The sequence below is a fragment of the Mesorhizobium sp. M0663 genome, from assembly GCF_040320585.1.
In the GTDB taxonomy this organism is placed as follows: domain Bacteria; phylum Pseudomonadota; class Alphaproteobacteria; order Rhizobiales; family Rhizobiaceae; genus Mesorhizobium.
On record NZ_JAMYPX010000015.1, the window covers coordinates 74,796 to 100,759 of the forward strand.

At 61.9% G+C, this 25,964-nt stretch carries 31 protein-coding genes; 21 read left to right on the forward strand and 10 right to left on the reverse strand.

The genetic code is table 11. The annotated features are described in order from the left end of the window. The first annotated feature begins 20 nt into the window (after window positions 1-20). From NKI54_RS23100 to NKI54_RS23120, 5 genes are all read left to right on the forward strand, one after another. Complete coding sequence (locus NKI54_RS23100; protein WP_352636591.1) at window positions 21-1,670, forward strand: ABC transporter substrate-binding protein; 1,650 nt, start codon at window positions 21-23, stop codon at window positions 1,668-1,670. A gap of 105 nt (window positions 1,671-1,775) precedes the next feature. After that, a complete protein-coding gene (locus NKI54_RS23105; RefSeq protein ID WP_352636592.1) occupies window positions 1,776-2,255 on the forward strand; it encodes a DUF3828 domain-containing protein in 480 nt (159 codons plus the stop codon). Between the two features lie 4 nt (window positions 2,256-2,259). Further along, complete coding sequence (locus tag NKI54_RS23110) at window positions 2,260-2,817, forward strand: hypothetical protein (protein WP_352636593.1); 558 nt, start codon at window positions 2,260-2,262, stop codon at window positions 2,815-2,817. Window positions 2,818-2,828: 11 nt separating this feature from the next. Beyond that, window positions 2,829-4,013, forward strand: a complete 1,185-nt coding sequence (locus NKI54_RS23115; RefSeq protein WP_352636594.1) for a mandelate racemase/muconate lactonizing enzyme family protein — start codon at window positions 2,829-2,831, stop codon at window positions 4,011-4,013. Between the two features lie 110 nt (window positions 4,014-4,123). Continuing rightward, entirely contained in the window at window positions 4,124-4,909 is a 786-nt protein-coding gene (locus NKI54_RS23120; RefSeq protein WP_352636595.1) for an alpha/beta hydrolase, read from the forward strand. Between the two features lie 14 nt (window positions 4,910-4,923). Here NKI54_RS23120 and queF read toward each other — a convergent pair whose 3' ends face one another. Beyond that, entirely contained in the window at window positions 4,924-5,385 is a 462-nt protein-coding gene (gene queF / locus NKI54_RS23125; protein ID WP_023674394.1) for a preQ(1) synthase, read from the reverse strand. A 114-nt stretch (window positions 5,386-5,499) separates the two neighbouring features. Between queF and NKI54_RS23130 the strand changes: the two genes are divergently transcribed. Then, on the forward strand, window positions 5,500-7,545 hold the full coding sequence (locus NKI54_RS23130; RefSeq protein WP_352692497.1) for an oxidoreductase: 2,046 nt from the start codon (window positions 5,500-5,502) through the stop codon (window positions 7,543-7,545). A 132-nt stretch (window positions 7,546-7,677) separates the two neighbouring features. On the opposite strand, the gene NKI54_RS23135 is transcribed toward NKI54_RS23130, so the two are convergent. Then, window positions 7,678-8,046, reverse strand: coding sequence for a hypothetical protein (locus NKI54_RS23135; RefSeq protein ID WP_245274614.1), 369 nt, complete (start codon window positions 8,044-8,046; stop codon window positions 7,678-7,680). 156 nt (window positions 8,047-8,202) lie between these two features. On the opposite strand from NKI54_RS23135, the gene NKI54_RS23140 reads away from it, so the two are divergent. From NKI54_RS23140 to NKI54_RS23150, 3 genes are all read left to right on the forward strand, one after another. Further along, a complete protein-coding gene (locus NKI54_RS23140; RefSeq protein WP_352542347.1) occupies window positions 8,203-8,628 on the forward strand; it encodes a MarR family winged helix-turn-helix transcriptional regulator in 426 nt (141 codons plus the stop codon). A gap of 79 nt (window positions 8,629-8,707) precedes the next feature. Further along, window positions 8,708-8,950: a type II toxin-antitoxin system Phd/YefM family antitoxin gene (locus tag NKI54_RS23145; RefSeq protein ID WP_352473667.1), complete on the forward strand. Its 243-nt coding sequence runs from the start codon at window positions 8,708-8,710 to the stop codon at window positions 8,948-8,950. A gap of 17 nt (window positions 8,951-8,967) precedes the next feature. Further along, the gene (locus NKI54_RS23150) at window positions 8,968-9,405 is read left to right on the forward strand and encodes a type II toxin-antitoxin system VapC family toxin (protein ID WP_352636597.1); all 438 of its coding nucleotides are present in this window, start codon (window positions 8,968-8,970) and stop codon (window positions 9,403-9,405) included. Between the two features lie 12 nt (window positions 9,406-9,417). Here the strand turns inward: NKI54_RS23150 and NKI54_RS23155 are convergent, their stop codons facing one another. Continuing rightward, window positions 9,418-11,490, reverse strand: a complete 2,073-nt coding sequence (locus NKI54_RS23155; RefSeq protein WP_352636598.1) for a putative bifunctional diguanylate cyclase/phosphodiesterase — start codon at window positions 11,488-11,490, stop codon at window positions 9,418-9,420. 265 nt (window positions 11,491-11,755) lie between these two features. Between NKI54_RS23155 and NKI54_RS23160 the strand changes: the two genes are divergently transcribed. Next, window positions 11,756-12,943: a glycine C-acetyltransferase gene (locus NKI54_RS23160; protein WP_352636599.1), complete on the forward strand. Its 1,188-nt coding sequence runs from the start codon at window positions 11,756-11,758 to the stop codon at window positions 12,941-12,943. A gap of 82 nt (window positions 12,944-13,025) precedes the next feature. Next, complete coding sequence (tdh, locus tag NKI54_RS23165) at window positions 13,026-14,060, forward strand: L-threonine 3-dehydrogenase (protein WP_352636600.1); 1,035 nt, start codon at window positions 13,026-13,028, stop codon at window positions 14,058-14,060. Between the two features lie 209 nt (window positions 14,061-14,269). Here the strand turns inward: tdh and NKI54_RS23170 are convergent, their stop codons facing one another. Next, window positions 14,270-14,707 carry a MarR family winged helix-turn-helix transcriptional regulator gene (locus NKI54_RS23170; protein WP_352457154.1) on the reverse strand — a complete coding sequence of 146 codons (438 nt, stop codon included), beginning with the start codon at window positions 14,705-14,707 and terminating at the stop codon, window positions 14,270-14,272. Between the two features lie 154 nt (window positions 14,708-14,861). Here NKI54_RS23170 and hmgA point away from each other — a divergent pair, with 154 nt between their 5' ends. Genes hmgA through NKI54_RS23205 form a run of 7 tightly spaced genes read left to right on the forward strand, consistent with a single transcriptional unit; the run spans window position 14,862 to window position 19,604 of the window. Continuing rightward, window positions 14,862-16,175 carry a homogentisate 1,2-dioxygenase gene (hmgA, locus tag NKI54_RS23175; RefSeq protein WP_352636601.1) on the forward strand — a complete coding sequence of 438 codons (1,314 nt, stop codon included), beginning with the start codon at window positions 14,862-14,864 and terminating at the stop codon, window positions 16,173-16,175. A gap of 10 nt (window positions 16,176-16,185) precedes the next feature. Then, on the forward strand, window positions 16,186-17,085 hold the full coding sequence (locus tag NKI54_RS23180; RefSeq protein WP_352636602.1) for an MBL fold metallo-hydrolase: 900 nt from the start codon (window positions 16,186-16,188) through the stop codon (window positions 17,083-17,085). 48 nt (window positions 17,086-17,133) lie between these two features. Beyond that, window positions 17,134-18,147 (forward strand): fumarylacetoacetate hydrolase family protein, encoded by a 1,014-nt coding sequence (locus NKI54_RS23185; protein WP_352636603.1) that lies wholly within the window; start codon window positions 17,134-17,136, stop codon window positions 18,145-18,147. 4 nt (window positions 18,148-18,151) lie between these two features. Beyond that, the gene (locus NKI54_RS23190; RefSeq protein ID WP_352636604.1) at window positions 18,152-18,445 is read left to right on the forward strand and encodes a hypothetical protein; all 294 of its coding nucleotides are present in this window, start codon (window positions 18,152-18,154) and stop codon (window positions 18,443-18,445) included. Between the two features lie 4 nt (window positions 18,446-18,449). After that, the gene (locus NKI54_RS23195) at window positions 18,450-18,998 is read left to right on the forward strand and encodes a DinB family protein (protein WP_352636605.1); all 549 of its coding nucleotides are present in this window, start codon (window positions 18,450-18,452) and stop codon (window positions 18,996-18,998) included. A 50-nt stretch (window positions 18,999-19,048) separates the two neighbouring features. Further along, complete coding sequence (locus NKI54_RS23200; RefSeq protein WP_352593151.1) at window positions 19,049-19,306, forward strand: BrnT family toxin; 258 nt, start codon at window positions 19,049-19,051, stop codon at window positions 19,304-19,306. Next, a complete protein-coding gene (locus tag NKI54_RS23205) occupies window positions 19,293-19,604 on the forward strand; it encodes a BrnA antitoxin family protein (RefSeq protein WP_352457131.1) in 312 nt (103 codons plus the stop codon). Before NKI54_RS23200 ends, NKI54_RS23205 begins: the two co-directional genes overlap by 14 nt. A gap of 19 nt (window positions 19,605-19,623) precedes the next feature. Here NKI54_RS23205 and NKI54_RS23210 read toward each other — a convergent pair whose 3' ends face one another. Next, window positions 19,624-19,848: a type II toxin-antitoxin system Phd/YefM family antitoxin gene (locus NKI54_RS23210; protein ID WP_352593154.1), complete on the reverse strand. Its 225-nt coding sequence runs from the start codon at window positions 19,846-19,848 to the stop codon at window positions 19,624-19,626. Between the two features lie 51 nt (window positions 19,849-19,899). Further along, window positions 19,900-21,012, reverse strand: a complete 1,113-nt coding sequence (gene hppD, locus NKI54_RS23215) for a 4-hydroxyphenylpyruvate dioxygenase (protein WP_352593157.1) — start codon at window positions 21,010-21,012, stop codon at window positions 19,900-19,902. 139 nt (window positions 21,013-21,151) lie between these two features. Between hppD and NKI54_RS23220 the strand changes: the two genes are divergently transcribed. Next, window positions 21,152-21,619 (forward strand): Lrp/AsnC family transcriptional regulator, encoded by a 468-nt coding sequence (locus tag NKI54_RS23220; RefSeq protein WP_023674409.1) that lies wholly within the window; start codon window positions 21,152-21,154, stop codon window positions 21,617-21,619. Between the two features lie 74 nt (window positions 21,620-21,693). Further along, complete coding sequence (locus tag NKI54_RS23225) at window positions 21,694-22,047, forward strand: hypothetical protein (RefSeq protein ID WP_156937261.1); 354 nt, start codon at window positions 21,694-21,696, stop codon at window positions 22,045-22,047. A gap of 42 nt (window positions 22,048-22,089) precedes the next feature. Here the strand turns inward: NKI54_RS23225 and NKI54_RS23230 are convergent, their stop codons facing one another. From NKI54_RS23230 to aztA, 4 genes are all read right to left on the reverse strand, one after another. Further along, window positions 22,090-22,428, reverse strand: coding sequence for a protein tyrosine phosphatase family protein (locus NKI54_RS23230; protein WP_023674411.1), 339 nt, complete (start codon window positions 22,426-22,428; stop codon window positions 22,090-22,092). A gap of 184 nt (window positions 22,429-22,612) precedes the next feature. Next, entirely contained in the window at window positions 22,613-23,554 is a 942-nt protein-coding gene (gene aztC, locus NKI54_RS23235) for a zinc ABC transporter substrate-binding protein AztC (RefSeq protein WP_352692498.1), read from the reverse strand. A 24-nt stretch (window positions 23,555-23,578) separates the two neighbouring features. After that, the gene (gene aztB, locus NKI54_RS23240) at window positions 23,579-24,454 is read right to left on the reverse strand and encodes a zinc ABC transporter permease AztB (protein WP_352636616.1); all 876 of its coding nucleotides are present in this window, start codon (window positions 24,452-24,454) and stop codon (window positions 23,579-23,581) included. Beyond that, entirely contained in the window at window positions 24,454-25,260 is an 807-nt protein-coding gene (gene aztA / locus NKI54_RS23245) for a zinc ABC transporter ATP-binding protein AztA (RefSeq protein WP_352636610.1), read from the reverse strand. Before aztA ends, aztB begins: the two co-directional genes overlap by 1 nt. A 225-nt stretch (window positions 25,261-25,485) precedes the next feature. Here aztA and NKI54_RS23250 point away from each other — a divergent pair, with 225 nt between their 5' ends. Then, entirely contained in the window at window positions 25,486-25,830 is a 345-nt protein-coding gene (locus NKI54_RS23250; RefSeq protein ID WP_352636611.1) for a RidA family protein, read from the forward strand. Window positions 25,831-25,964 lie beyond the last annotated feature (134 nt).

Below are 25,964 nucleotides of genomic sequence, written 5' to 3' on the forward strand. Positions count from 1 at the left end.
GAACCATAAGGGAGGAAAAAATGACACTCTTCAGAAGCAACGGCGATCGCGTACCGAGCGCCATCGAAGCAATGGCCAGCGAGGCGCGCGCCGGTCGCGTCGACCGGCGGGAGTTTCTGGCCCTGGCAAGCGCTTTCGGCGCATCGACGGCCCTTGCCTACGGCATGATTGGACTTGCAGTGCCGGAGCGGGCTTTGGCTGAAGAGCCGAAGAAAGGCGGAACGCTGCACGTTTCGATGTCGGTGAAGGCGCAAAAGGACCCGCGCACCTACGACTGGGTGGAACTTGCGAACATTTCACGCTGCTGGCTCGAGCCGCTTGTCCGCTACACCCGCCAGTTCACATTCGAGCCGGTTCTGCTCGAAAGCTGGGAGGTCAACGACGACGCCACCGAATACGTGCTGCATGTGCGCAAGGGCATTACCTGGAACAACGGCGATGCTTTCAACGCCGATGACGTGGCCTACAATCTGACGCGCTGGTGCGAGAAGGCTACCGCCGGCAATTCGATGGCCGCGCGCGTTGGTGCGCTGATCGATGCAAAGACCGGCAAGGCCAGGGAAGGGGCGATCACCAAGGTCGACGACAACACGGTGAAGCTGAAGCTGAACGAACCGGACATCTCGCTGATCCCGAACTTCACCGACTATCCGGCGCTGGTGGTCCATCGCAACTTCGACGCCGACGGCGCCAATCCGATCGAGAAGCCGATTGGCACCGGGCCGTTCGAAATGGTGTCTTATGCGGTCGGCCAGAAAGCGGTCGTCAAGCGTCGTGAGAATGGCAAATGGTGGGGCGGTGAAGCGCTTCTCGACGGCGTCGAATTCATCGACTACGGAACCGATTTCAACGCCTCGATAAATGCATTCGACTCCGGCGAAATCGACCTCAATTTCGAGACGCCGGCCGACTTCATAGACATTCTCGACAAGATGGGGCTGGTCAAATCGGAGGTCGCCACAGCGACCACGCTCGTCGCCCGGACCAACATCACGAACAAGCCCTATGACGACAAGCGGGTTCGCAACGCCCTCCAGATGGCCGTCGACAACAAAGCGGTGCTCGAACTTGGCTACGCCGGGCGAGGCACCGTTGGTGAAAACCACCACGTCAGCCCGATTCATCCGGAATACTACGCGCTGCCCAAGAAGACACGCGACGCCGCGGGCGCCAAGAAGCTTATGGCCGATGCCGGGCAGGACGACTTCGAGCATGAACTGATCACCGTCGAGGACGATTGGCAAAAGAACACCGGCGACGCTATTGCCGGCCAGTTGCGCGATGCCGGGATCAAGGTGAAGCGCACCGTGCTGCCGGGTTCGACCTTCTGGAACGACTGGACGAAATACCCCTATTCCATGACCATCTGGTACATGCGCCCGCTTGGCGTCCAGGTGTTGGCGCTCGGCTATCGCACCGGCGAGGCCTGGAACGAAACCGGCTACTCGAACCCTGATTTCGACGCCAAGCTCAAGCAGGCTCTTTCGCTCATCGACGTGGAAAAGCGCCGCGAGGTCATGAAGGACATCGAGCAGATCCTGCAGGATTCGGGCGTCATCATTCAGCCGTTTTGGCAGAAGCTGTTCAGCCACATGAACGAGAAGGTGAAGAACTACGGTGTCCACCAAACCTTCGAGATGGATCTCCAGAATGTCTGGCTGAACGCCTGAGTTGCCAGCAGAGGACGCGTTGCAGGATTTCATGGACCGCAAGAAAGCCGACGGGCAAGATGCGTGGTACTGATAGCTTCCGTCAGTGAACAATCGGGGACACCCATGAAACTGCCACTTTTTGTTGCCGCGCTTTCGATGGCTGTGCCGGCGGCCGCGTTTGCCGGCCCTGCTGCCAACGCCGTGAAGTTCTTTTATGTCCCGTCGGTCAAATTCGAGGCCGATGCGCAATATCGCGACCGCTTCACCGTACCGGTGACGAAACTGTTCGAGCTGAACGACAATGCGGCAAAGAACCATCCGGATGAAGTTCCCTGCATCGACTTCGCCCCTGGTCTCGATGCGCAGGACTATGACGAGAAGACCGTGGCCAAGACGCTGACGCTGGCCGAAACGCTGGATGGCGACAGCGCCGAGGTGACGGCGACGTTCAACCTTTTTCCGGAAGGCGATGATTCCAAACGCGAAATGGTCTGGTCATTGAAGAAGATCGACGGCAAGTGGAAGGTCGCCGACATTACCTCGAAGACCAGCGGCTGGACGCTGAGTGCGCTCGAATGCCTGGCCGGGCAGCCTCCGGAGTGACGCCGTGCTTCGCTGCCATCCCTGGATTTTGGCGACTGCGTGCCTGCTGGCCGGATTGAGCAGCGCCGCCGCTCAGGGCCTGTTCGGCGCGCCGCCCGCAAACGCGCCGGCCGACAGTGCGGCACCTCCGCCGGCAGTGTTGCCGCCGGCAGAAAACGCGCCGGCCGCACCCGTGCAGCCGGGCTCGCCGACTGCGGTGGTGAAGCCGTTCTACGAGCATGCCGGGCTCGAGGTCGATCCGGCTCAGCGGGGCCATTTCACCGACCCGGCAAAGTCGGTGCTCGACAAGAGCGACGCGCTGCGGAAGTCGGGGCAGGGCGAGTGCCTCGATCCCAACATGGCGCTCGACAATTCCGAATACGAAAAGGCGGAGATCGACAAGAGCCTGAAGACCATCGAAGCGGTCAAGGGCGACGAGGCCAAGGTCGTCGTCGCTTTTGTCGTCTCCGGCAATCCGCACCGGCTGGAATGGAAGTTCAAAAAGATCGACGGCGACTGGAAGATATCGGACCTGCTCTCGGTGACAGGCGAATGGGCGCTCAGCCAATACCAGTGTGAGTGAGAACGGAACCGATGAAGATCACGAACATCCGCGTCACCCACGTCAACGTCCCGCTCAATGCTCCGTTCTGGTGGACGGCTGGTCTCTACGGCGGCGCCTCGAAATCGATCATCGAGGTCGAGACGGACGAAGGCGTGGTCGGACTGGGCGAGGCGCCATGGTGGCATTTCGGCGAGGTGATCAAGGCCGAGATCGCGCCGGCGCTGATTGGCGCCGATCCGCTCGACATCGCCGACTGCGAGGCGCGCTGCGTGCCGCCCTGGCAGATTACCGCCAACACCGGCGAGAATGCAGCCACGGTGGCGTTCGGCGCCGTCGAACTGGCGCTGTGGGATATAAGAGGCAAGGTCTTCGGCATGCCGCTCTACAAGCTGCTCGGCGGCGCGGTGCGCAAGGACATTCCGTTTTCGGAATATTTCGCCTTTCGCCCCGCTCAAGGCGGAGCCGGCGGCGAGATGACCGCCGAAGCGATCGTCGACTACTGTCTCGGCATGCGAGAACAGCACGGCTCGACGATCTTCGAGGGCAAGCTGATCATGGGCGATCCCGAGCTCGAGATCAGGACAGTGCGCATGCTGCGCGAGGCGCTTGGCGATAAAGCGCAGATCAAACTCGATTCCAACATGCAGTGGTCGCTGACCACAGCGCGCTGGGTGCTGCGCGAGATTGAGCCGTTCAACATCCGCAACTACGAGGATCCGGTCGCGACCTTCGAGGAGATGGCTGCGCTGCGCCAGCATTCGCGCATTCCGTTCTCGACGCACATCCCGGATCTCAGACGGGCAGTCGCGCTCGGTGCGCCGGATTACTTCGTCTGCAATTTCGCAGCACTCGGCGGATTGTCGAAAACTCTGAAATTCATCGCCGCCTGTGAGGCGATGGGCAAGGGGTTCTGGTGCTATTCGAACGATCTCGGCATCATGACATCGGCTTATCTGCACGTCGTGGCGGCGACACCGTGGATCACCGAAGCATCGCAGTCGTTGTTTCGCTGGCAGATCGGCGATGTCATCAAGGACGGTCCTTTCCGCCAGACGGGCAATACGGTGCGCGTGCCGGAGGGTGACGGGCTGGGCGTCGAACTCGATCCGGCGGCAATGAAACGCTGGTCAGCGCACTTTGCCGAACACGGGCCGATGCACCATTTCAGCGACCCGAACAACCCCAGCCGCTACCGGCGGCTGCCGCTCAACTGATGCGAAGTGCATGTGACCGATCGATGAGAAGAGGTCCTGTCGTGGTTGCTTTATTCGCGGCGGTTTGCGTCCTGGCTTGCGCTGTCACCTGGGAGGCAGGAAGCCGCGCGGTGGCCCGCGTGCCTCAGCAAAGCTTCACGCTGCCTGTGGGGTTACCGGTGGAGCGCATCGTTCTGAAGCAGGAGGGCGCGCCCGACCTTGCCGGTTGGGTGGCGGATCAGCGGGACAGTTGCGGAACAATCGTGCTGTTACACGGACGCGGTTCAAACAAGCTGGCCATGGTTCCAAGAGCGAAGCTGCTTTTCGAAAGCGGCTACTCGATCGTGCTGTTCGATCTGTCGGGACATGGCGAAAGCGGCGGCGATATCAGAGGCTTTGGTCACATCGAACGGCAGGACGCCAGCCGCATCCTCGCCTTTGCCCGGCAACGCTTCGCCGGTCGCAAGGTGGCGGCCATCGGCTCGTCGCTCGGTGCGGCTGCTTTTGTATTTGGCGCTCAGCAGGAGCATGCCGATGCCTATGTCCTGGAGCAGCTCTACGCGACTTTGCTGGAAACCACGGCGTTGCGAGCGCCCTTGCCTATGTTGCGCGACGTACAGGCGACCATCCTCTTGGCGCAGATGCAGCTCCGCCTTGGCTTCGGGGTAGATGATGTCCGGCCGGTCGATCGCATCGGCGCGATTGATCGGCCGATATTGCTGCTAGCAGGCAATTCGGATCCGTTTGTCGCTCGCAGCCAGACACTGGCGTTGAAAGATGCGGCACGCGCTGACGCAAAGCTGATCTGGTTCGACGGCGCGCGGCATGTTGATCTCTATCGCTATGACCAACAGCGGTACCGCGACGCGGTGATGCCTTTCCTGGAGACCAACCTGTGCCGGACCGGGATCAGGTGAGCCGCTCCGTCCGATCAGCCGCGCCCGCGATAGGGGGCGACGCCGGTGTCGGGCAGCCACACACCTTCCGGCGGCGCGCCGGTTTGCCAGAACACGTCGATCGGGATGCCGCCGCGCGGATACCAGTAGCCGCCGATGCGCAACCACAATGGCTTGGTCGCGGCGATGATGCGGCGGCCGATCATGACGGTGCATTCTTCGTGAAAGGCGCCATGGTTGCGAAACGAGGTCATGAACAGCTTGAGCGACTTCGATTCCACCAGCAGCGCATCGGGTGCGTAGTCGATGACGATATGGGCGAAGTCCGGCTGGCCGGTGACCGGGCAGAGCGAAGTGAATTCCGGGCAGGTGAAGCGAACGATGGCCGGCGGGCCGTCGCCGCGCGAAAACGGCACGGTTTCCAGGACTGCCGCTTCAGGGCTCTGTGGCGCCTCGACGTTGGTGCCGAGCTGGGTGAGGTTTTTCGTATCGGTCATGAGCAGGTTCCTTGCTGCATGTCGCCCAAAACTGCGCAGCGATTTTGGGACAGCGACATGCGTAAAAACAAAAATTTGCCGCTCATTAGCACAATTTGAAACAGCAGGAAGACGATGACTAGCAACGACCCGCTCCTCCAGCCCTATCGGCTCAAGCATCTGACGCTGAAGAACCGGGTGATGTCGACCAGCCATGAGCCGGCCTATTCCGAGGACGGCATGCCGAAGGAACGCTACCGGCTCTATCATGCCGAAAAGGCCAAGGGCGGCATGGCGCTGACCATGACCGCCGGTTCGGCGATCGTCTCGCGCGACAGCCCGGCCGCTTTTGGCAATCTGCATGTCTATGACGACCGCATCGTGCCATGGCTCGCCGAGCTTACCGATGCCTGCCACGAGCACGATTGCAAGGTGATGATACAGATCACCCATCTTGGCCGCCGCACCGGTTGGAACAAGGCCGACTGGCTGCCCGTCCTGTCGGCTTCGCCGGTGCGCGAACCGGCCCATCGCGCCTTTCCCAAGACTATCGAGGACTGGGATATCGAGCGCATCGTCGCCGACTATGCGGCGGCCGCGCAGCGCTGCCAGGCTGCCGGCCTCGACGGCATCGAGTTCGAAGCCTACGGCCATCTGATGGACGGTTTCTGGTCGCCGGCTACCAACCAGCGCGACGACGATTTCGGCGGCTCGCTCGACAACCGGCTGCGCTTCACCGGAATGGTGCTCGACGCAGTGCGTGCCGCGGTCGGCGAAAAGTTCGTCGTCGGCATCCGCATGGTCGCCGACGAGGATTTCGAGAAAGGCCTGTCGAAACAGGAGGGCGTCGAAATCGCCAGGCGGCTGGCCGGCTCCGGCAAGGTCGATTTCCTCAACATCATCCGTGGCTCGATCGAGACCGATGCGGCGCTGACCAAGGTCATCCCGGTGACCGGCATGCGCTCGTCACCGCATCTCGACTTCGCAGGGGAGGTGAGAGCGGCGACGAAATTCCCAACCTTCCATGCGGCGCGGATTTCCGACGTCGCCACCGCGCGTCACGCCATCGCCACCGGCAAGCTCGACATGGTCGGCATGACGCGTGCCCACATTGCCGACCCGCATATCGTCAAAAAAGTGATGGAGGGCCGCGAGCACGAGATCCGGCCTTGCGTCGGCGCCACCTATTGCCTCGACCGCATCTATGAGGGCGGCGAGGCGCTGTGCATCCACAATGCGGCGACGGGCCGCGAGGCTGATATCCCGCATATTATTCCGAAAACCGAGGGACCGAAGCGGAAGGTGGTCGTCGTCGGCGCCGGCGCCGGCGGGCTGGAGGCGGCGCGCGTCGCCGCCGAGCGCGGGCACCAGGTGACGGTGCTGGAAGCATCGAGCCAGGCCGGCGGCCAGGTGCGGCTGGCAACGCAAAACCCGCGCCGCAAGGAATTGATCGGCATCATCGACTGGCGCCTGGCCGAACTCGACCGGCTGGGCGTCGAGATCCGCTACGACAAATGGGCGGAGACGGACGACGTGCTGGCGCTGTCGCCGGACGTGGTGGTGGTCGCCACCGGCGGGCTGCCGCAGAACCCGCCTCTGACGGCGGGCGACGATCTCGTCACCTCGAGCTGGGATATCATGGCCGGCAGCGTCAAGCCGGCCGAGAACGTGCTGCTCTATGACGACAATGGCGGCCATCAGGGCATGGGTGCCGCCGAACTGATCGCCAATAGCGGCGCCAGGCTGGAGCTGGTTTCACCAGAGCGCTTCTTCGCCCCGGAAATGGGCGGCATGAATCATGTGCCCTACATGCGCGCGTTCCAGGAAAAGGGTGTCACGGTGACCATCAACACACGGCTGCGCTCGGTGCGGCGCGAAGGCAACCAGCTGATCGCCGAGCTCGCCTCCGACTTCGCCGATGGCTGGCGCGGCGAGCGGCGCGTCGACCAGGTGGTGGTCGAGCACGGCACGCTGCCGCTGGACGATCTCTACCTGGCGCTGAAGCCGCTGTCGAAGAACGCCGGCGCGATCGATTACGAAAAACTGGTCAATGGCGGCGACATCTTTCCGGTGCGCAATCCGCAGAGTGGTTTCGTGCTCTTCCGCATCGGCGATGCAGTAGCCTCGCGCAACATCCACGCCGCCATCTATGACGGCATCAGGTTCGGCTTGCGAATCTGAGGAATATTGATTGGTGGCGCGCAGCCGAACCTCCGTACGGAGAGCCACCAGGCACGTCGGTCCGATCTGCGCGCCGCGCACGCCGCCGGCTATCGCCGGGCACCGTACGATCTTGCGATTGCGGCAGGACGCTCAAAACATCCTGGCGGTGGCCATGCAGAACACGGTGATGACCAGCAGGCCGCCAGCGATGCGTTCGCCTTTTGTCATCTTGGCGCGCAATTGGGTTTGCTTCGCCGCATCAGCGCCGGCCAACTGCCTGCTGGCGGAACCCACCAGCGCGCCCTGAACCCCGGCGGCGATTAACGCCGTCAAGATGCCCAGCGCCAAGACCTTCTCCATCGAGCCGAAAGAGCCGTTGTGGAAGAAATACCACAGCAGCAAGCCCGTGAGGAAAACCACGCCGGCTGCGCCCATTTGCGGCCGGAAGAAACGTTCCGCCCTGATCTCCGGTTCGCGGGCGACCGCGATGGTGGTGCCGGCCCAGAACACGCCCGCCATGACGTGAAGGCCGAGGACGATGATGTAGACATATTGCATGACCGCATTTCCTCTCTTGCCCACCGCTAGGCATATTGATAGATATCAAATGATTAGATGTCAACGCATAAGCTCGAGCCGGTTCCATAGGCTTTGCCCTTGTTCTAGTGTCGGATCATGACGCCCTTTGACCGCCCGCCGATCGGGATGAATCTCGCGCGCACCGCCAAGCTGGTTGCGCAGGCTTTCGACGCTGCCTTGGTCGAGGCAGGCGGCACGCTGCCGGTCTGGGTCACGTTGCTGTCGGTCAAGTCGCGGGAGCTGGCCAACCAACGCGAGCTCGCCGGCATGATCGGCATCCGGGGCGCAACGCTGACCCACCACCTCAACGCCATGGAGACGCAAGGCCTGCTGATGCGCCGCCGCGATCCCGAGAACCGCCGGGTTCACCAGGTGGAGCTGACCCAAGCCGGAGAAGCGCTGTTCCTGAAATTGCGCACCGCCGCGTTAGCCTTCGACAAGCGGCTGCGGAAAGGACTGTCCGACGACAGGCTGGCAGAGTTTGCACAGGTGCTGGCCGCGTTGCGGGCCAATGTCAGTTGATACCGATTGGACCGCAACCCTTGTTCCAAGCCGTCTGCAATGTTATATGACCATGGTAGTCATATGCGAGGGCGGCAACATGCGCGAAATTCAGTTGAAAGACGCCAAGGCGACGCTTTCGGCAGTCGTCGATCAGGCAGTTGCAGGAGAGCCTGCCATTATCACACGCCACGGTCGGAAGCAGGCCGTCATCCTGTCGTTCGAAGATTATCAGCGGCTGTCTCGGGTGCCGAGCTTCGGGCGGCTGCTGGCGGCTTTTCCCGGGGACAAGGACGACATTCCGCCTCGTTCCCGTAAGCCGGCTCGCAAGGTTGCGTTGTAGCGCGGCGACCAGCCCTGATGTTTCTGCTGGACACCAACATCATCTCGGCAATGGCTCCAGCCAGGAAGGTTGATCGGGCGGCGCTGATGGCATGGCTCGATATGGCGAGCGAATACCTGTTCCTATCCGTTGTGACTGCGTCCGAAATCGCGGCGGGGATAGCGAAGGCGGAGCGCGACGGCGCGACCACAAAGGCCGCGCTGCTACGCGACTGGTGGCAGGCAGTCGAGCATCTTTACGGGGCAAGGATTCTGCCCTTCGATTTGCGAGCCGCGCATGCCGCGGGTTCTATTCTTGATCGCGCAAGGGCTCATCGGCCGGGATTTGAAGATATAGTGATCGCTGCTACGGCCGAGGTTCACGGCCTGGTGATACTGACGGATAACGAGCGTCATTTCGCACCACTTGGGGTGCCGATGCTCAACCCGCTGAGAAACCTGCCGCCATTGCAGTAGTTCCGACTTTCTCTACGCCCGGCAGCCCTGCAGCACCGTCAGCCTGGCCTTCTTGGGCGTTCGCGCCACCAGCCATTCGCGCACGCTGTTCGGCGGCATCGGGAAAGCGATGGAATAGCCTTGCACCTGGTCGCAGCCGATCGCCATCAGCGAGTCGAGCTCGGCTTCGGTTTCAGCGCCCTCGGCAACGATCGAGATGCCGAGACCGCGGGCGAGTTCTGTGAGGGCACGCACGATCTTGGTGTTGCCGCTGTTCTCGTTGATGTTCTGGACGAAACGGCGGTCGATCTTCAGCCGATCGATCTCGTTTGGATTGACATGGCTGAGCGATGCGTAGCCGGTGCCGAAATCATCGAGCTCAAGATGGATGCCGGCGGCGCGAATGTGCCGCAGCTTTGCCGCGATACCGGTCTTCTCGTCGTCGAGGATGACGGATTCGACGATCTCCAGCGACAGTTTGTGCGCTGGCAGGCCAGCCCTCTCCAGCATGTCGAACAGGAAGACTTCGAAATCTGTCTCGCGCAGCTCCGAGCCGGATACATTGACGGCGATCCGTCCGAAGGCGATGCCTGCGCGGTTCCATTCGGCTGCTTCGTCGATCGCCTTGGCGATGACGATGCGGCCGATCTCGGGCATGAGACCGCATTTTTCCGCGATCGGAATGAACTCGCCCGGCGCGATCATGCCGCGCTCGGCATGTCTCCAGCGAACCAGAGCCTCGATGCCGCTGATGCCGCCGTCCGACAGCGAGACTTGCGGTTGGAAATAGACTTCGAACGCTTTCTCCGAGATGGCGGTCCTGATGTCGAGCTCGAGCTGCTTGCGATAATCGAGTTCGTGCCTCAGCTCCTCGGAGAAGAACGACAAGCTGCCGCCGCCCTGCTTCTTGGCGGAATACAGCGCCAGATCGGCATGGACGAGCAGATCCTGCGCATTGTCGGCGTCGACAGGGTAGACCGCAATCCCGGCACTTACGCCCGGATGGATTGTCGTGCCTCGAAAGACGATCGGCTTGTTGAGCTTGGTCAGGATGCGCCGGGCGACGGTATCGATGTCCTCGGTGCTGCCGGCACCGTTGAGAATCATGACGAATTCATCGCCGCCGAGCCGCACGTTGAGATCCGACGTACGGCACGAATCACGCATGCGCTGCGCAGCCGCCACCAGCACATAATCGCCGGCGGCGTGGCCGAACGTGTCGTTGATCTGCTTGAACCGGTCGAGATCGAACTGCACCACGGCAACCCGTTCACGCCGTCGCCGCGCCGCATTGATCAGCGTATCGAAATGCTCGGTCAAGAAGGTGCGGTTGTGCAGGCCGGTCAGCCCGTCATGCACGGCGATAAAGGCCATGGAGTTGCGCGCATCGACCAGCTCGCGCGTCCTGCGCAGGATGGCATTCGACATTGGCCTGAAAATGAAAAGCGCCACCAGCACGATGACGCCGATGGTCGAGTAGAACAATGTGCGGTTAAGATCGAGAAGTGTTTCGGATCGCTGGTCTGCAAAGGCGCTGATGCGCTGGCCAAGTGCGGCATAGCCCGACAATGTTGCGTTGGCAACGGAAGCGTTCAGGTTGACGCGCTCCTCTCCGCCTTTGTAGCCACCATTGCCGGACATGTTGAGCCGCGATTCGAATGACGAGATCAGGCGTTCGCCGTTGGCGATAAGCCCGACCGAGAAATAGTCGAGATGGTACGGCTTGGCGAAAAGCACGCTCTCGATCGATTTCGGATCGAACCTTGCCGGCGACGCCGGATCGGCGGCGGTCCGTTCGAGCAGCAGATCGTAGTTCTTCTCGAACTCCACCGTCGCTTGCTTGAGCGCGGTAACCAGGGCGCGCTGTTGATCGCGCTGGGCGCTGCCTGTCGCGCCGGCGAGGAAGACGATGCGCTGCGACAGGGCTTTCTGTGTGCTGACGATATCGAGCAGCGCCTGATTGTGCCGTTGGGTAGACATCACCTGTTGCAGCAGGATGAAGGAGGCCACGACCATGGCCGCTATGATCAGCAGAGCCAGCCAGTAGCCGGATTTGATCAGGAGTATGAGCCTGCCCGAAACGGCGTGCACCGGCTGCTGCGACATTTTCTGAGGCGGCCCTCTCGCCAACGAATTCTTGTGCGACAACCTTTGGCTTCAAAGTGTTAACAGGTTTGGGACGGCAGCAGGCCGGCGGCGGCGACCGTGGCGGGAAACCCGCAAAGTGGTTATTGCAATCTTTCGCGGCGCCTCCGCATTTGAACATCGTGGCCTCTGCCGTGCCATTGCCGCCACCGAAGCGGTCGCTTTTGCGATGGATTTTTCGTCCGCGCGGCGCGACAGTCCTCGTCGATCTCAACAGGGCCTGATCATGACCGAAGCATTCCTTTCCCACATCGACAGCGAGCTTGAAGGACTGAAATCGGCCGGCCTTTACAAATCCGAACGGGTGATAACCTCGACCCAATCGGCCGAAATCGAGGTCGGTGGCGAGAAGGTGCTGAATTTCTGCGCCAATAATTATCTCGGCCTCGCCGACAGCGCCGAACTGCGCGAGGCGGCCAAGCAGGCGCTCGACCGGTACGGCTACGGCATGGCATCGGTGCGCTTCATCTGCGGCACGCAGGAAGAACACAAGCAGCTCGAGGCGACCATTTCTGGCTTCCTCGGCATGGAGGATACGATCCTCTACGGCTCCTGCTTCGACGCCAATGGCGGCCTGTTCGAGACGCTGCTCGGCGAGGAGGATGCGGTCATCTCCGATGCGCTGAACCACGCTTCGATCATCGACGGCGTGCGGTTGTCGAAGGCAAAGCGCTTCCGCTACGCCAACAACAACATGGCCGATCTGGAGGCGCGGTTGAAAGAGGCGAGCGACTGCCGGTTCCGGCTGATCGCCACCGACGGCGTGTTCTCGATGGATGGCATCATCGCCAATCTGAAGGGCGTCTGCGACCTCGCCGACAAATACGATGCGATGGTGATGGTCGACGACAGCCATGCAGTTGGTTTCGTCGGCAGGAATGGCCGCGGCTCGGCCGAACATTGCGGCGTCGAGGGCAGGGTGGACATCATCACCGGCACGCTTGGTAAGGCGTTGGGCGGCGCGTCGGGCGGCTACACTTCGGGCAGGAAGCAGGTAGTCGACTGGCTGCGCCAGCGCTCGCGCCCCTATCTGTTTTCCAACACGCTGATGCCGGCGATCGCCGGCGCCTCGATCCGGGTTTTCGAGCTGATCGGCAATGGCGATGCGTTGCGTCAGCGCCTATATGCCAACGCAGCGCGGTTTCGCTCCGAGATGGGCAGGCTCGGCTTTACACTGGCCGGCGCCGACCATCCTATCATCCCGGTGATGCTGGGCGACGCGACGCTGGCGCAGGAAATGGCGGCGCGGATGCTGAAGCGCGGTATCTATGTCATCGGCTTCTCTTTCCCGGTGGTGCCGAAGGGCCAGGCGCGCATCCGCACGCAGATGTCGGCCGCCCATTCCAGCGCTGACATCGATCGTGCGGTTGAAGCGTTCGCCGCAGTCGGTCGCGAACTCGGCGTGATTTCCTGAGCGGCCGGGACCGAAAACCGATTCCGGATCAAGAGATTCAAGCGACTGAGGTTCAGGCGACTAAGGTTCAGGGGACAAGAGAATGTCAAACATGATGAAGGCGCTGGTCAAGGCCAAGGCCGAGCCGGGCATCTGGATGGAAGAAGTGCCGGTGCCGGAAATCGGTCCGAACGACGTGCTGATCAAGATCAGGAAGACGGCGATCTGCGGCACCGACGTGCACATCTACAATTGGGACCAGTGGGCGCAAAAGACCGTGCCGGTGCCGATGGTGACCGGCCACGAATTCGTCGGAACCATCGCCGATTTCGGCACGGCGGTGACCGAGTACAAACTCGGCCAGCGTGTTTCCGGAGAAGGCCATATCGTCTGCGGCCATTGCCGCAACTGCCGGGCGGGCAGGGGGCATCTGTGCCGCAACACGCTCGGCGTCGGCGTCAACCGACCGGGTGCTTTCGGCGAGTATCTGGCGATCCCGCAGCACAATATCGTACCGATCCCCGATGATGTGCCGGACGAGATTGCGGCGATCTTCGATCCCTTGGGCAATGCGGTTCACACCGCATTGTCCTTTGATTTGGTTGGCGAGGACGTGCTGGTCACCGGCGCCGGGCCGATCGGCATCATGGGCGCGCTGGTGGCGCAGTGCGTCGGCGCGCGAAAAGTGGTCATCACAGACATCAACCCGGTGCGCCTGGCACTGGCAAAAAAGCTCGGCGTCCAGCATGTCGTCGACGCATCGAAGGAGAAGCTGCGCGACGTGATGCCGGCGCTCGGCATGACCGAGGGTTTTGACGTCGGCCTCGAAATGTCGGGTGCCGCGCCTGCCTTCCGCGACATGATCGACACCATGAACAATGGCGGCAAGATCGCCATTCTCGGCATCGCGCCGACCGGCTTCGAGATCGACTGGAACAAGGTCATCTTCAAGATGCTGCACCTGAAGGGCATTTACGGCCGCGAGATGTTCGAGACCTGGTACAAGATGATCGCGCTGGTGCAGGGTCCTCTCGATGTCAGCGGCCTGATCACCCACCGGATCGGCATCGACGACTATATTTCCGGCTTCGAAGCGATGAAGAGCGGCAATTCCGGCAAGGTGGTGATGGATTGGTGAGGCGATTAGAAACGCCGGCGGGACAGCACCCCCCTCTGGCCTGCCGGCCATCTCCCCCTCAAGGGGGGAGATTGGCAGCTTCGCCGACATCGCTCTTCTTTGGAGATTGGCGAAAGCCGAAGCGACGTCCAATCTCCCCCCTTGAGGGGGAGATGGCCGGCAGGCCAGAGGGGGGTGCTGTCCCGCCTGCATCAAAAGTTGCTGAGGACCTAATCCCCGTACAAAGCCGTCTCAAGCGCGGCCACCCCTTCCGCGACTGCTGTACGTTCATCTGCGCTCAATCTCTCCAGCAGCTCCCGCTCGAACTCCTTCGCCAGCGGCACCATTTCGCGATAGGCGGCAAGCCCCGCTTTGGTCAGCGTCAGATGCTCGACGCGACGGTCTTTCTCGTCTGGCGTGCGGGTCAGCCAGCGGCGCCGCTCGAGTTCGGCGACCGCGCGCGAAACCTTGGTCTTGTGCATGGCCGATTGCTCGCCGAGCGCCGTCGCCGTCATCGTGCCGTGCTGTCCAAGCCCGGCCAGTGTGCGCCATTCGGGCCGGGTCAGGCCGTGGCGGTCCTTGTATATTCTTGAAAATTCGCGGCTGACGGCATCGGCAAGCCGATAGAGCCGGTAAGGCAGGAAGGATTCCAGCTCGAGGATTTCCATGGTTGGCCCTGACTGGGCATGCTGGCGGCTCATGCCGAAATCACCGTTGATGGTTACATTTTCAATGGTTACAAATGAAACCGGTATGGTCAACTCTGAGCATCTTTGCGGATGCGCAAACGATGCTCCGAGACTATGAATTCGGGAGGATTCCATGGCCTTTTCCTACATGCCGGGCTTCGGCAACGACTTTGAAACCGAAACCCTGCCCGACTCGCTGCCGCAAGGGCGAAACTCGCCGCAGCGGCCGGCCTACGGCCTCTATGCCGAGCAGCTTTCGGGCTCTCCTTTCACCGCGCCGCGCGGCACCAATGAGCGCTCCTGGCTTTATCGGATAAGGCCGAGCGTGAGGCACACCGGGCGCTTCAAGGCGGCGAATTATCCGCTTTGGAAAAGCGCGCCGAACGTCGGCGACCATCAGCTCGCACTCAGCCAGTATCGCTGGAGCCCGGTGCCGATGCCGAAGGAGCCGACCGATTTCATTGCCGGCATGCGCTCGATCACCACCGCCGGCGACGTGCTCGGCCAGACCGGCATGGCGGCACATGTCTATGTCGCCAACCGTTCGATGGCCGACGATCATTTCTTCAACGCCGACGGCGAGTTGCTGGTCGTGCCGCAGGTTGGAGCCTTGCGCTTCGTCACCGAGATGGGTGTCATCGAACTCAGGCCGGGCGAGATCGCCGTGCTGCCGCGCGGCCTGGTGTTCAAGGTCGAACTGGTGGATCCGCAAGTGCGCGGCTATGTCTGCGAGAATTACGGCGCCAAGCTGACGCTGCCGGATCGCGGCCCGATCGGCGCCAATTGCCTGGCCAATCCGCGCGATTTCAAGACGCCCTGCGCCTGGTTCGAGGACAAGGACACGCCCTGTCGGCTGATCGCGAAATGGTGTGGCCAGTTCCATGTCACCGAGATCGACCATTCGCCGCTGGATGTGGTGGCGTGGCACGGCAATTATTCGCCCTATAAATATGATCTTGCGACCTTTTCGCCGGTCGGCGCGCTCCTGTTCGACCATCCCGATCCGTCGATCTTCACCGTGCTGACCGCGCCGAGCGGCGAGGAAGGCACCGCCAATATCGATTTCGTCATCTTCCCGCCGCGTTGGCTGGTCGCCGAAGATACGTTCCGCCCGCCCTGGTATCACCGCAACATCATGAGCGAGTTCATGGGCCTCATACATGGTCAGTACGATGCCAAGGAAGAGGGCTTCGTGCCCGGCGGCATCAGCCTGCACAACATGATGCTGGCTCACGGACCCGATGCACCCGGCTTCGAAAAAGCCTCGCGCGCGGAGCTGAAGCCGGTCAAGCTCGACCACACCATGGCCTTCATGTTCGAAACACGCTTTCCGCAGATGGTGACCCGCTATGGCGCCGAGCTCGAAACCCGGCAGGACAACTACATCGACTGCTGGGCCGACCTGAAGAAACGCTTCAACGGGACGCCAGAGGGCGACTGGTCTTGAGCGCCGTCGCATGACGGATCGTCTGGTGCTTCTGGGTTCGAAGGGTGGCCCGGCGCTGCGGCCGGGCGGGCCGTGGCCGAGTTCGTCACTGCTGGAGATTGGCGGCCGCACCATCGTCGTCGATTGCGGGCTGGGCGTAACGCGCGGGCTGACCGATGCCGGCATCAGCCTGAAGGCGCTCGACCTGATCTTCATCACGCATTTGCACTCCGACCATGTGCTGGAACTCGGACCGTTGATCCACTCCGCATGGACGGCCGGCCTGGCAACAAAGGTCGCCGTGTTCGGCCCGCCCGGCACCGGCTACTATTGGCAGCGCTTTTGCCAGGCGATGGAATTCGACATCGAGATCCGCATCGCCGATGAAGGGCGGCCGGATCTCCGCGACATGGTTTCGATCGTCGAGTTTGGTGAAGGCCAGGTGGCGGAAGAGCGCGGTCTCAAAATATCGGCGCTGCGTGTCGACCACCCGCCGGTGACGGATTGCTTTGCGCTGCGCTTCGATCATGCGGGGCAAGGCATCGTCTTTTCGTCGGATACGGCGTTCTTTCCGCCATTGGCGGATTTCGCCCAAGGCGCCGACATACTGGTCCACGAGGCCATGCTGGAAGTGGGTATCGAGCGGCTGGTCGCGAAGACCGGCAACGGCGCAAGGCTGAGGGAACACCTGCTTGCCAGCCATAGCTTTGCCGAGGAGGCGGGCCGCATCGCCAGCGACGCAGGCGTCAAAAGGCTAGTCGTCAACCACCTCATTCCGGCCGACGATCCGGAGATCGGCGAGGCCGACTGGATTGCCGCCGTCAGGAAAACATGGGCCGGCGACTTGACGATCGCCCGCGACGGCCTTGTTGTGGGGCTGGAGCATGATCCCGAAAAGTGGGAACCGGTTTTCGGAAGAGATCATGCGTAGAACAAAAAATCAAAGCAGCGCCAAAGCTGCGCCAGGAGAGGAAACCGCATGAAGCTTGCCACATTGAAGGACGGGACGCGCGACGGAAAGCTCATCGTCGTCTCGCGCGACCTGACGCGGTTTACCGACGCTTCGTTCCTGGTGCGGACGCTGCAGGCCGCGCTCGACGACTGGCATCGCATCGCGCCGCATCTCGCTGCGATGGCCGAATCGCTTGAGAATAATGCGGTGCCGTCTGCCCGCTTTCACGAACATGACGCTCATTCGCCGCTGCCGCGCGCCTACCAATGGGCCGACGGCTCGGCCTATGTGAACCACGTCGAGCTGGTGCGAAAGGCGCGCGGCGCCGAGATGCCGGCAAGCTTCTGGACCGATCCGCTGATCTACCAGGGCGGCTCGGACGCCTTCCTCGCACCGCGCGACCCAATCCGCATGACCGACGAGACCCTTGGCCTCGACATGGAAGGCGAGGTCGCCGTCATCGTCGACGATGTGCCGATGGGCGCAAGCCTCGATGAGGCGCGGGCAGCGATCCGGCTGGTCACGCTGGTCAACGATGTAACGCTGCGCGGCCTGACCGGACCCGAGCTCGCCAAGGGGTTCGGCTTCTACCAGTCGAAACCGTCATCGGCCTTTTCGCCGGTTGCGGTGACGCCGGACGAGCTGGGCGATGCCTGGGACGGCGGCAAGGTCAGCCTGCCGCTGCTGGTCGATCTCAACGGCAAACCGTTCGGCCGGGCGAACGCCGGCATCGACATGACCTTCGACTTTCCAGCGCTGATTGTTCACGCCGCAAAAACGCGGCCGCTGGCCGCCGGCACCATTATCGGTTCGGGCACCGTCTCCAACAAGCTCGACGGCGGGCCGGGCAAGCCTGTCTCGGCGGGCGGCGCCGGCTATTCCTGCATCGCCGAGCTGCGTATGATCGAGACCATCGAAACCGGCGAACCGAAAACGCCGTTCCTGCGCTTTGGCGATAGCGTGCGTATCGAGATGAAGGACCGGGGTGGGCATTCGATCTTCGGCGCCATCGAGCAGAAGGTCGAGAAGTACGAGGGGTAAGAGAATGACAGGCGAGACGTTCTATCTGCTGTGCGGTGCCTGGGCTCTTGCCATGCTGGCGATCTTCATCCAGGCAATCAGGCTGAGCTACCGCATCGAGGCGCGCTCGCCCGGCCTGACCAACCGCAGCGGCTTTCCGCGCAAGGCGATGATGTTTCACACCGTCACCAACACGAATGTCGCGCTGGACCAGGAAACGCAAGGCATGCGGCGGCGCATGATCGGGCTGCTGCTGATTGTTTTGGCTGGGTTTGCGCTTCTATGGGCGGGTGTGTCGCTATTCCGGGTCGCGCCGTGAAGTCATGGACCTGCTGAACCATTTCCGCCGCATGGCAGCCAACAGTCTGTGGTCGAACGACCGGCTCTACCGCGCCGTGCTGCAGCTTGAGCCCGGCGAATTCGAAGCCGAACGGACGAGCTTCTTTCCGTCGATCAAGGCAACGCTAAACCACATCCTGGCGGTCGATCACCTCTATCTCGATTTTCTCGAAGAGGGCGGCGTCGGCGCCGCGGCCTACGATGAGTTCTTGCTCTTCGACGAAGCGGACGCGCTCTTTGGCAAGCGGACGGAGGCCGACCGGCGGCTGATCGCCTTTTGCGACCGCCTGTCGGCGGACGATCTCGAGCGCCGCGTTCTCACCGACCGGCGCGAGGACGGCATGATACCGGAACGGATCGGCGACTTGCTCGCCCATCTCTTCATCCACGACATCCATCATCGCGGCCAGGTGCACGCAATGCTTTCCGGCACCTCGGTGAAACCGCCGCAACTCGACGAGTTTTTCCTCGATTATGATCTGAAACTCAGGAAAGCCGAGGTCGAGAGGTTGGTGCTCGAAGGTCGCAATTAGTTGTAGTTACGAAAATTGTTGACTTAATTATTGTAGGTACATAAATTCTGATGAAGATCGTTTGGGACGAACCAAAACGGTTGGCCAACATTGACAAGCACGGCTTGGATTTTGCGGCGCTTGATGACGAGTTTTTTCTTGCCTCGACAGTCCGCACTGCCAAGGCCGGTCGTCTCATGGCAATTGGCCGGATCATCGATGGCATCGTTGCGGTGGTGTTTGCCCGGCTCGGTTCCGAGGGCATCTCGATAATTTCGATGCGCCCGGCAAGTCCCGCGGAAAGGAGATTGTTCAATGGCAAAGCGTAAGGTGCGCACCGAGTTCGAAGCTGGTCGCGGCTACAGCAAAGAAGACTGGGAAGCCGTTTCGGAGAATCCGGAATGGACAGAGGAGGATTTTCGAAACGCTCGTCCTTTCGCCGAAGCGTTCCCTGAACTTGCCGAAAGCATTCGCCGTTCGCGCGGCCGGCCGGCTCTCGATAATCCGAAGAAGCAGGTAACACTCCGTCTCGACAGTGACGTAGTCGCCCGCTTTCGTGCCGGCGGCCCCGGCTGGCAGAGCCGCATCAACGAGATTCTGCGCAAAGCCGCCGGCCTCGCCAAATAGACGTTTGCCTGTGACAGCGTCATTTGGCATACCTGTCCCATTCGGGACCGAGTTCGTCAAAATCGTCGGCAATCCTGATTTTGCCCTTCATGGCGCCGATACGAGGCAGGGACTCGGGCACGGCTAGCGGCACGAGGCGCGCCGCAACCTTGCCGCGACGGGTAATCACAATCTCTTCGCCAGCTTCCGCGCGGCTGACGAGTTCCGACAGTCTTGCCTTGGCCTCTGCGATAGCAATGTTCATGGCCAAAGTCTGAGCTACTACTGACCGAATCGCAAGAAGTCCGGTGCAGCCTTACTCCGCCGCCTGCACCTTCAGCACGCCGCGCTTGATCTGGTCCTGCTCGATCGATTCGAACAAAGCGCGGAAATTGCCCTCGCCAAAGCCTTCGTCGCCCTTCCTCTGGATGAACTCGAAGAAGATCGGGCCGATCACGGTTTTCGAAAAGATCTGCAGCAGGATCTTGGTCGTGCCGCCGTCGACCACGCCTTCGCCGTCGATCAGGATACCGTGCTTCTTCATGCGCTCGATCGGCTCTTCATGGCCGTTCACGCGGGCATAAGACATGTCGTAATAGGTCTCGGGCGGGCCCGGCATGAACTTCAGGCCGTTGGCGGCCAGCCTGTCGGTGGCACCGTAGATGTCGTCGGTGCCGACGGCGATGTGCTGGATGCCCTCGCCATTATACTTCTTCAGATATTCGGCGATCTGGCTGGTCTCGTCCTTGGACTCGTTGAGCGGGATGCGGATCTTGCCGCAGGGCGAGGTGATGGCGCGGCTGACCAGGCCGGTGATCTTGCCGTCGATGTCGAAGAAATGGATCTGCTTGAAGCCGAACAGGTCTCGGTAGAAATCCCACCATTTGTCCATCTGGCCGCGATAGACATTGTGGGTCAGGTGGTCGAGATAATAGAAGCCGACGCCTTCCGGCCTGGGGTCGCGCTCGCCCAGCCAGTCGAACTCGGCGTCGTAAGCCGAGCCCTTCTCGCCGTAGGTTTCGATGAAATAGAGCAGCGACCCGCCGATACCGACGATCGCCGGCACATCGAGCGTCTTGTCGTTGCCTTCATAGGGCGTCGCGCCCTTGGCCACCGCGTGATCGAAGGCATGCGTTGCATCGACCACCCGCCACGCCATCGAGGCGGCGCAAGGGCCGTGCTTGTCGACGAATTTCATGGCATGCGAGCCGGGTTCGGCATTGACGACATAGTTGATGTCGCCCTGCCGCCAGACGGTGATGTCCTTGCTGCGGTGCTTGGCCACCGGCACATAGCCCATGCGGGTGAAAAGCTCGGCGAGCTTTTCCGGCTCGGCATGCGCGAATTCGACGAACTCGAAGCCGTCGGTACCGGCGGGATTGGTTTTGCTGATCTTGGCGGGCGGTGCGTCGTGCGGGAAGGGACCCATGGCATTGCTCCGAAATCTGGAACTGGCCGCGTCGGCCATCTGAACGCAATTATAGCGCGGAGCGAGTGCAAATTGCTTGCATTCAAACGCTTGAAATGGTCTGATCATGCGCGAGTTGTGCACTGCGGACCCGAAATTCATGGATGAGGCGCGCATCGACCAGTTTGACCGCAAGATAATGGCTCTGTTGCAGGGCGATGCACGGCTGACCAACAACGATCTGTCGGAACGGGTGAACCTGTCCGCGTCGCAGTGCTCGCGTCGTCGCCAGCGGCTGGAGGAGGACGGCTATATCAAGGGCTACCGGGCGGTGCTCGACCGCGACAAGCTCGGTTTTTCCCTGGTCAATGTCATCTCGGTGACGCTCGCCACCCACAACCGCGACAATGCGCGGCGCTTCGGCGAATTGGTGGCGCGGCTGCCGCAAGTGCAGGAAGCGCACGCGCTAACCGGCGAGATGGATTATATATTGAAGGTCGTGACGCCGGACCTGAAGTCGCTGTCGGAATTCGTCAACGGCGTGCTGCTGCCGCACGAATCCGTGCAGCATGTGAAGACGGCGATCGTGCTGGAGACGCTCAAGGAAACCGGCGCGCTGCCGATTTGACGGCATTTTCTGTCAGTTTGATCGGTGCATTCGAAAGGTCTATGACATAGCTGAACAAACAATTGCGGTAGTCCATGTCCAACTTTCAGCTTGCAGGGATTGTCCTCTTTTTTGTTGGACTGGTGCTGTTCACGGTCGGCGGCCTGATCCACCTCGCAAATCATCCCAAGAGTTGGGATTCACGTCTCCTAAATACAAACTGGTCCTGGAGGCCTAGAGCTCCCGTATGGGATCTCAAGGCTTATGACTGGAGCATGTTCACCTATTCGAAGTCGCGCTGGTGGTGCCTCATCGGCTACCCGATCGGCCTTGCGGGCTTCGTCCTGCTGGTGATCAGCACGTTTCCGCTTAGCTTTCTCGCGCTATTCGTTGCTCTCGGCGTGGTTTTCTTCGGTGTGCTCAGTCTAGTCGGCGAGAAGCGCCCGTAGCACCCGCTCATCCCGGCGAGTTGATAGGGTAACGGAGGCCTCTCACCCCTTCGACTGCTGGATCAGCCCATAAAGATTAGTGCAGCGGGCGCCGGACCGGCAGTAAGCGAAGACCGGGCCTTCGAGTTCGTCAAGCGCCTCGGCCTGGTCCTCGACATTCTCGGCCGTGATCTGGCCGCTGATGACCGGGATGTAGCGGAAGGCGAGCCCGGCGCCCTCGACCGCCGCCTTGACGGTGTCGGCCGATGGCTGGCCGGGCTGCTCGTCGTCCGGCCGGTTGCAGATCACGCTCTTGAAGCCGGCGGCCTTGATGGTCGCGACATCTTCGGGCTGGATCTGGCCCGAGACTGAATAGTCCTCGCTTATCTGACGGTATTCCATGGCTGGGGTCCTCGCAATCTGGTTAGCGGCAGTCTTGCCACTCCCTGACCCGGTCGGCAATCCGCGCGAAAAGAAATCCATCCGCAGATAGAGATTTCGATGCCAGAAATCCAGCCGGGCTAACGCCGCATGTCGCCAGGACGCATCATGCGCCAACCCGGCTGGATGAACCGGATCGGTCGGCTCAGCTTCCTAGGATCGCGCCTTTGATCTGGGCGATGTTGTTGTGCATCAGATCGATATAGGTCGCGGCCGGGCCGTCGGGCTGCGACAACGCATCGGAATAGAGTGTGCCGCCCACCTTGATGCCGGTCTCGCTGGCGATCTGCTCGATCAGCCGCGGGTTGGTGATGTTCTCGACGAAGATCGCCGCCGCCTTGTCCTGTTTCACCTGGTTGACCAGCTTGGCGACGTCGGCAGCGGAGGGCTCCGACTCGGTCGACACGCCTTCCGGGGCAAGGAACGTCAAGCCGTAGGCCTGCTCGAAATAGCCGAAGGCGTCATGCGAGGTGATGACGACGCGCTTCTCCTGCGGGATCGACTGGATCGCCGCCTGCACTTCGCCCTCAAGCGCCTCGAGCTTCTGCGTATAGGCGGCTGCATTGGCCTTGTAGCTGTCGCAACCCGCAGCGTCGGCCGTGCAAAAGGCGTCGGCGATGTTCTTCACATAGATCTTGGCATTGGCGATCGACTGGAAGGCATGCGGATCGGTGACCGTCTTGCCGCCATCGGTTTCCGCGCCTTCGGCGACATCGGCCTCGGCGAATTCGGGTTTGAAATTGATCGGCGTGACCCCCTTGGTCAGCACGGCGACAGTCGCCTTGGTGGCGCTGGCGTCGACCAGGCGCTGCAGAAAACCTTCGAAATGCAGGCCGTTGACCAGCACGATGTCGGCCTTGGCCATCGCCACCGCATCGGCGGGGCTCGGCTCGTAGACGTGGGCGTCGCCGTCCGGCCCGACGATGGTGGTCAGATCGATGCGGTCGCCGCCGACATTCTTGGCGAAATCGGCGATGATCGTGAAGCTGGCGACCACTTTCAACGGCTCTGCGAAGGCCGAAGATGCGCCAAAGGCGATTAATGTTATAACGCTCACGGCCAAAGCGGCGCGGATCGATTTCAGCATGGACTAGGTTCTCCTTTGTTGGGATCAGGCAGTTCTGTGGCGGTGATGAACGATGCGGGCACGCAGGATGCCGCGCGTGCCGAACAGGATCGAAGCGAAATAGACGACGCCGGCGGACAGGATGATGGCCGGGCCGGAGGGCAATGACGCATGGTAGGACAACAGCAGCCCGGCAATGCAGGAGGCAAAGCCGATCAATGTCGCCAGCGCGCACATCGGCTCGACGCGCGACGTCCAGAAGCGGGCCGCCGCCGCCGGCAGCATCATCAGCCCGACCGACAGCAAGGTGCCGAGCGCCTGGAAGCCGCCGACGAGGTTGAGCACGACGAGGCCGAGAAAGATGAAATGCACCGGGCTGCCCATCCGGCTGACCGAGCGCAGGAACAAAGGGTCGAGGCATTCGGCGACCAGCGCCCGCCAGAAGATGGCGAGGCTGACCAGCGTCACCACGACGATGCCGCCGATCAGCGTCAGCGCCTCGTTGTTGAGCGCCAGCACGGTGCCGAAGAGCACATGCATGAGATCGACGCTGGAGCCGCGGATCGACACCATGAGCACGCCGATGGCCAGCGAAATCAGATAGAAGGCCGCCATCGAGGCGTCCTCGCGCTGGACGGTGAAGCGCGAGACGGCGCCGGCGCCGAGCGCCACGATGATGCCGGCGATCAGTCCGCCGACGGTCATCGGCAGGATTTCCAGGCCATAGAACAGGAAGCCGGCGGCAGCACCGGGCAGGATGGCATGCGCCATGGCGTCGCCGGAAAGGCTCATGCGCCGCAGCATCAGGAACACGCCGACCGGGCAGGCGCCGAGCGACAGCATCATCGAACCGGCGAGCGCCCGCTGCATGAAGGCGTAGTCGGCAAACGGAGCGACGAACAGACCGTAAAGCACCTCCATCATGCCGCCCTCGGCCCGGGGCCGTGATGATGGTCATGGCTGTGCTCGTGGCCACCGTGCTCGTGATCATGCTCGCCGGGCTCACACCATGGCGCGTTGTCCTCCCAGGCCTCGTGGAAGCGGCGCGCACGCAACAGATTCTCCGGCCGCAGCGTCTCCCTGGTCTCGCCCCAGGCGATCGGCTGGCGCGCCAGGAGCAGTGTTTCGGGGAAATTCTGCCGCACCAGATCGAGATCGTGGACCACAACCATGATCGTGCGTTCCTCGCCGTGCCAGCGCTTGATCAGCGCGATCAGGTCACCGACTGTCTTGGCATCGACGGCGTTGAACGGCTCGTCGAGCAGGATGAGCTCGGCATCCTGCAACAGCACGCGGGCAAACAGCGTGCGCTGCAGCTGGCCGCCCGACAACGTGTCGATCGGGCGCTTCTCGAAGCCGCCGAGGCCGACGGCCATCAGCGCCTCGCTGACCGAGTCGCGATCTTCCCTTGTATAACGGCCGAGCATGCCACGCCGCGGCCACAGGCCAAGTGAAACCAGGTCGACGACCCGGGCCGGAAAGGAGCGGTCGAGCTCCGATTGCTGCGGCAGATAGGCGGCGCGTATGCCGGGCGCCCGGATCACCGCGCCGGCCATCGGCTTCAGAACGCCGACGATGCCCTTCATCAGCGTTGATTTGCCGGAGCCGTTGGCGCCGACGACCGCCGTCAGCGATCCCTTGCGGATCGTACCATTGAGGTGGTGGACCGCAGGATGACTATTGTAGCCCAGCGTCAGGTCGCGGAAGGTCAGGCAGGTTTGGCTCATGTGACGATCCATGGGGGCGATGATCGGCGCTGCAGGGGCGGATTCGATATGTGATGTTATTACATTAGTCAACAAGCCAATCGGGCGGAATTGCGGCCGGGCCGTCTTGTTGTGTGCTTTGGCTTGGCTCAAGAAGTTCCGCTCGAGCGGCCTTGCCCGAAACGTATCCCGATCCTAAACAGGCGCAGCCGACAAGAGAAAGCCGGACAAGAGAAGGAATATCCAATGAGCATTCGTCGCATCGATGTGGGCCCGCGCATGAGCCAGATCGTCATCCACGGCAACACCGTCTATCTGGCCGGTCAGGTCGGCAAGCCGGGCGGAAACGTCGGCGCCCAGACCAGGGACATTCTGGCGGCGATCGACGAATTGCTGGCCAAGGCCGGCACCGACAAAACCAAGATCCTGCAGGCGATCATCTGGCTGGCCGACATGAGCACCTTTACCGAGATGAACGCGGAGTGGGACAAATGGGTACCGCAAGGCAACACGCCGGCCCGCGCCACCGGCGAAGCCAAGCTTGCCGGACCGGAATATCTGGTCGAGATTATTGTTACCGCGGCGATTTGAGGCGTAGCTCCTAACCCTCCCCCTCGAGGGGAGGGTCGGCGAGTAGTCGGAGCGAAGCGGAGACTGCGAGACGGGGTGGGGTCGGCGAGGTTGCACCGACCCCACCCCGCGTCACAAAATGCCGCCACGCGGCA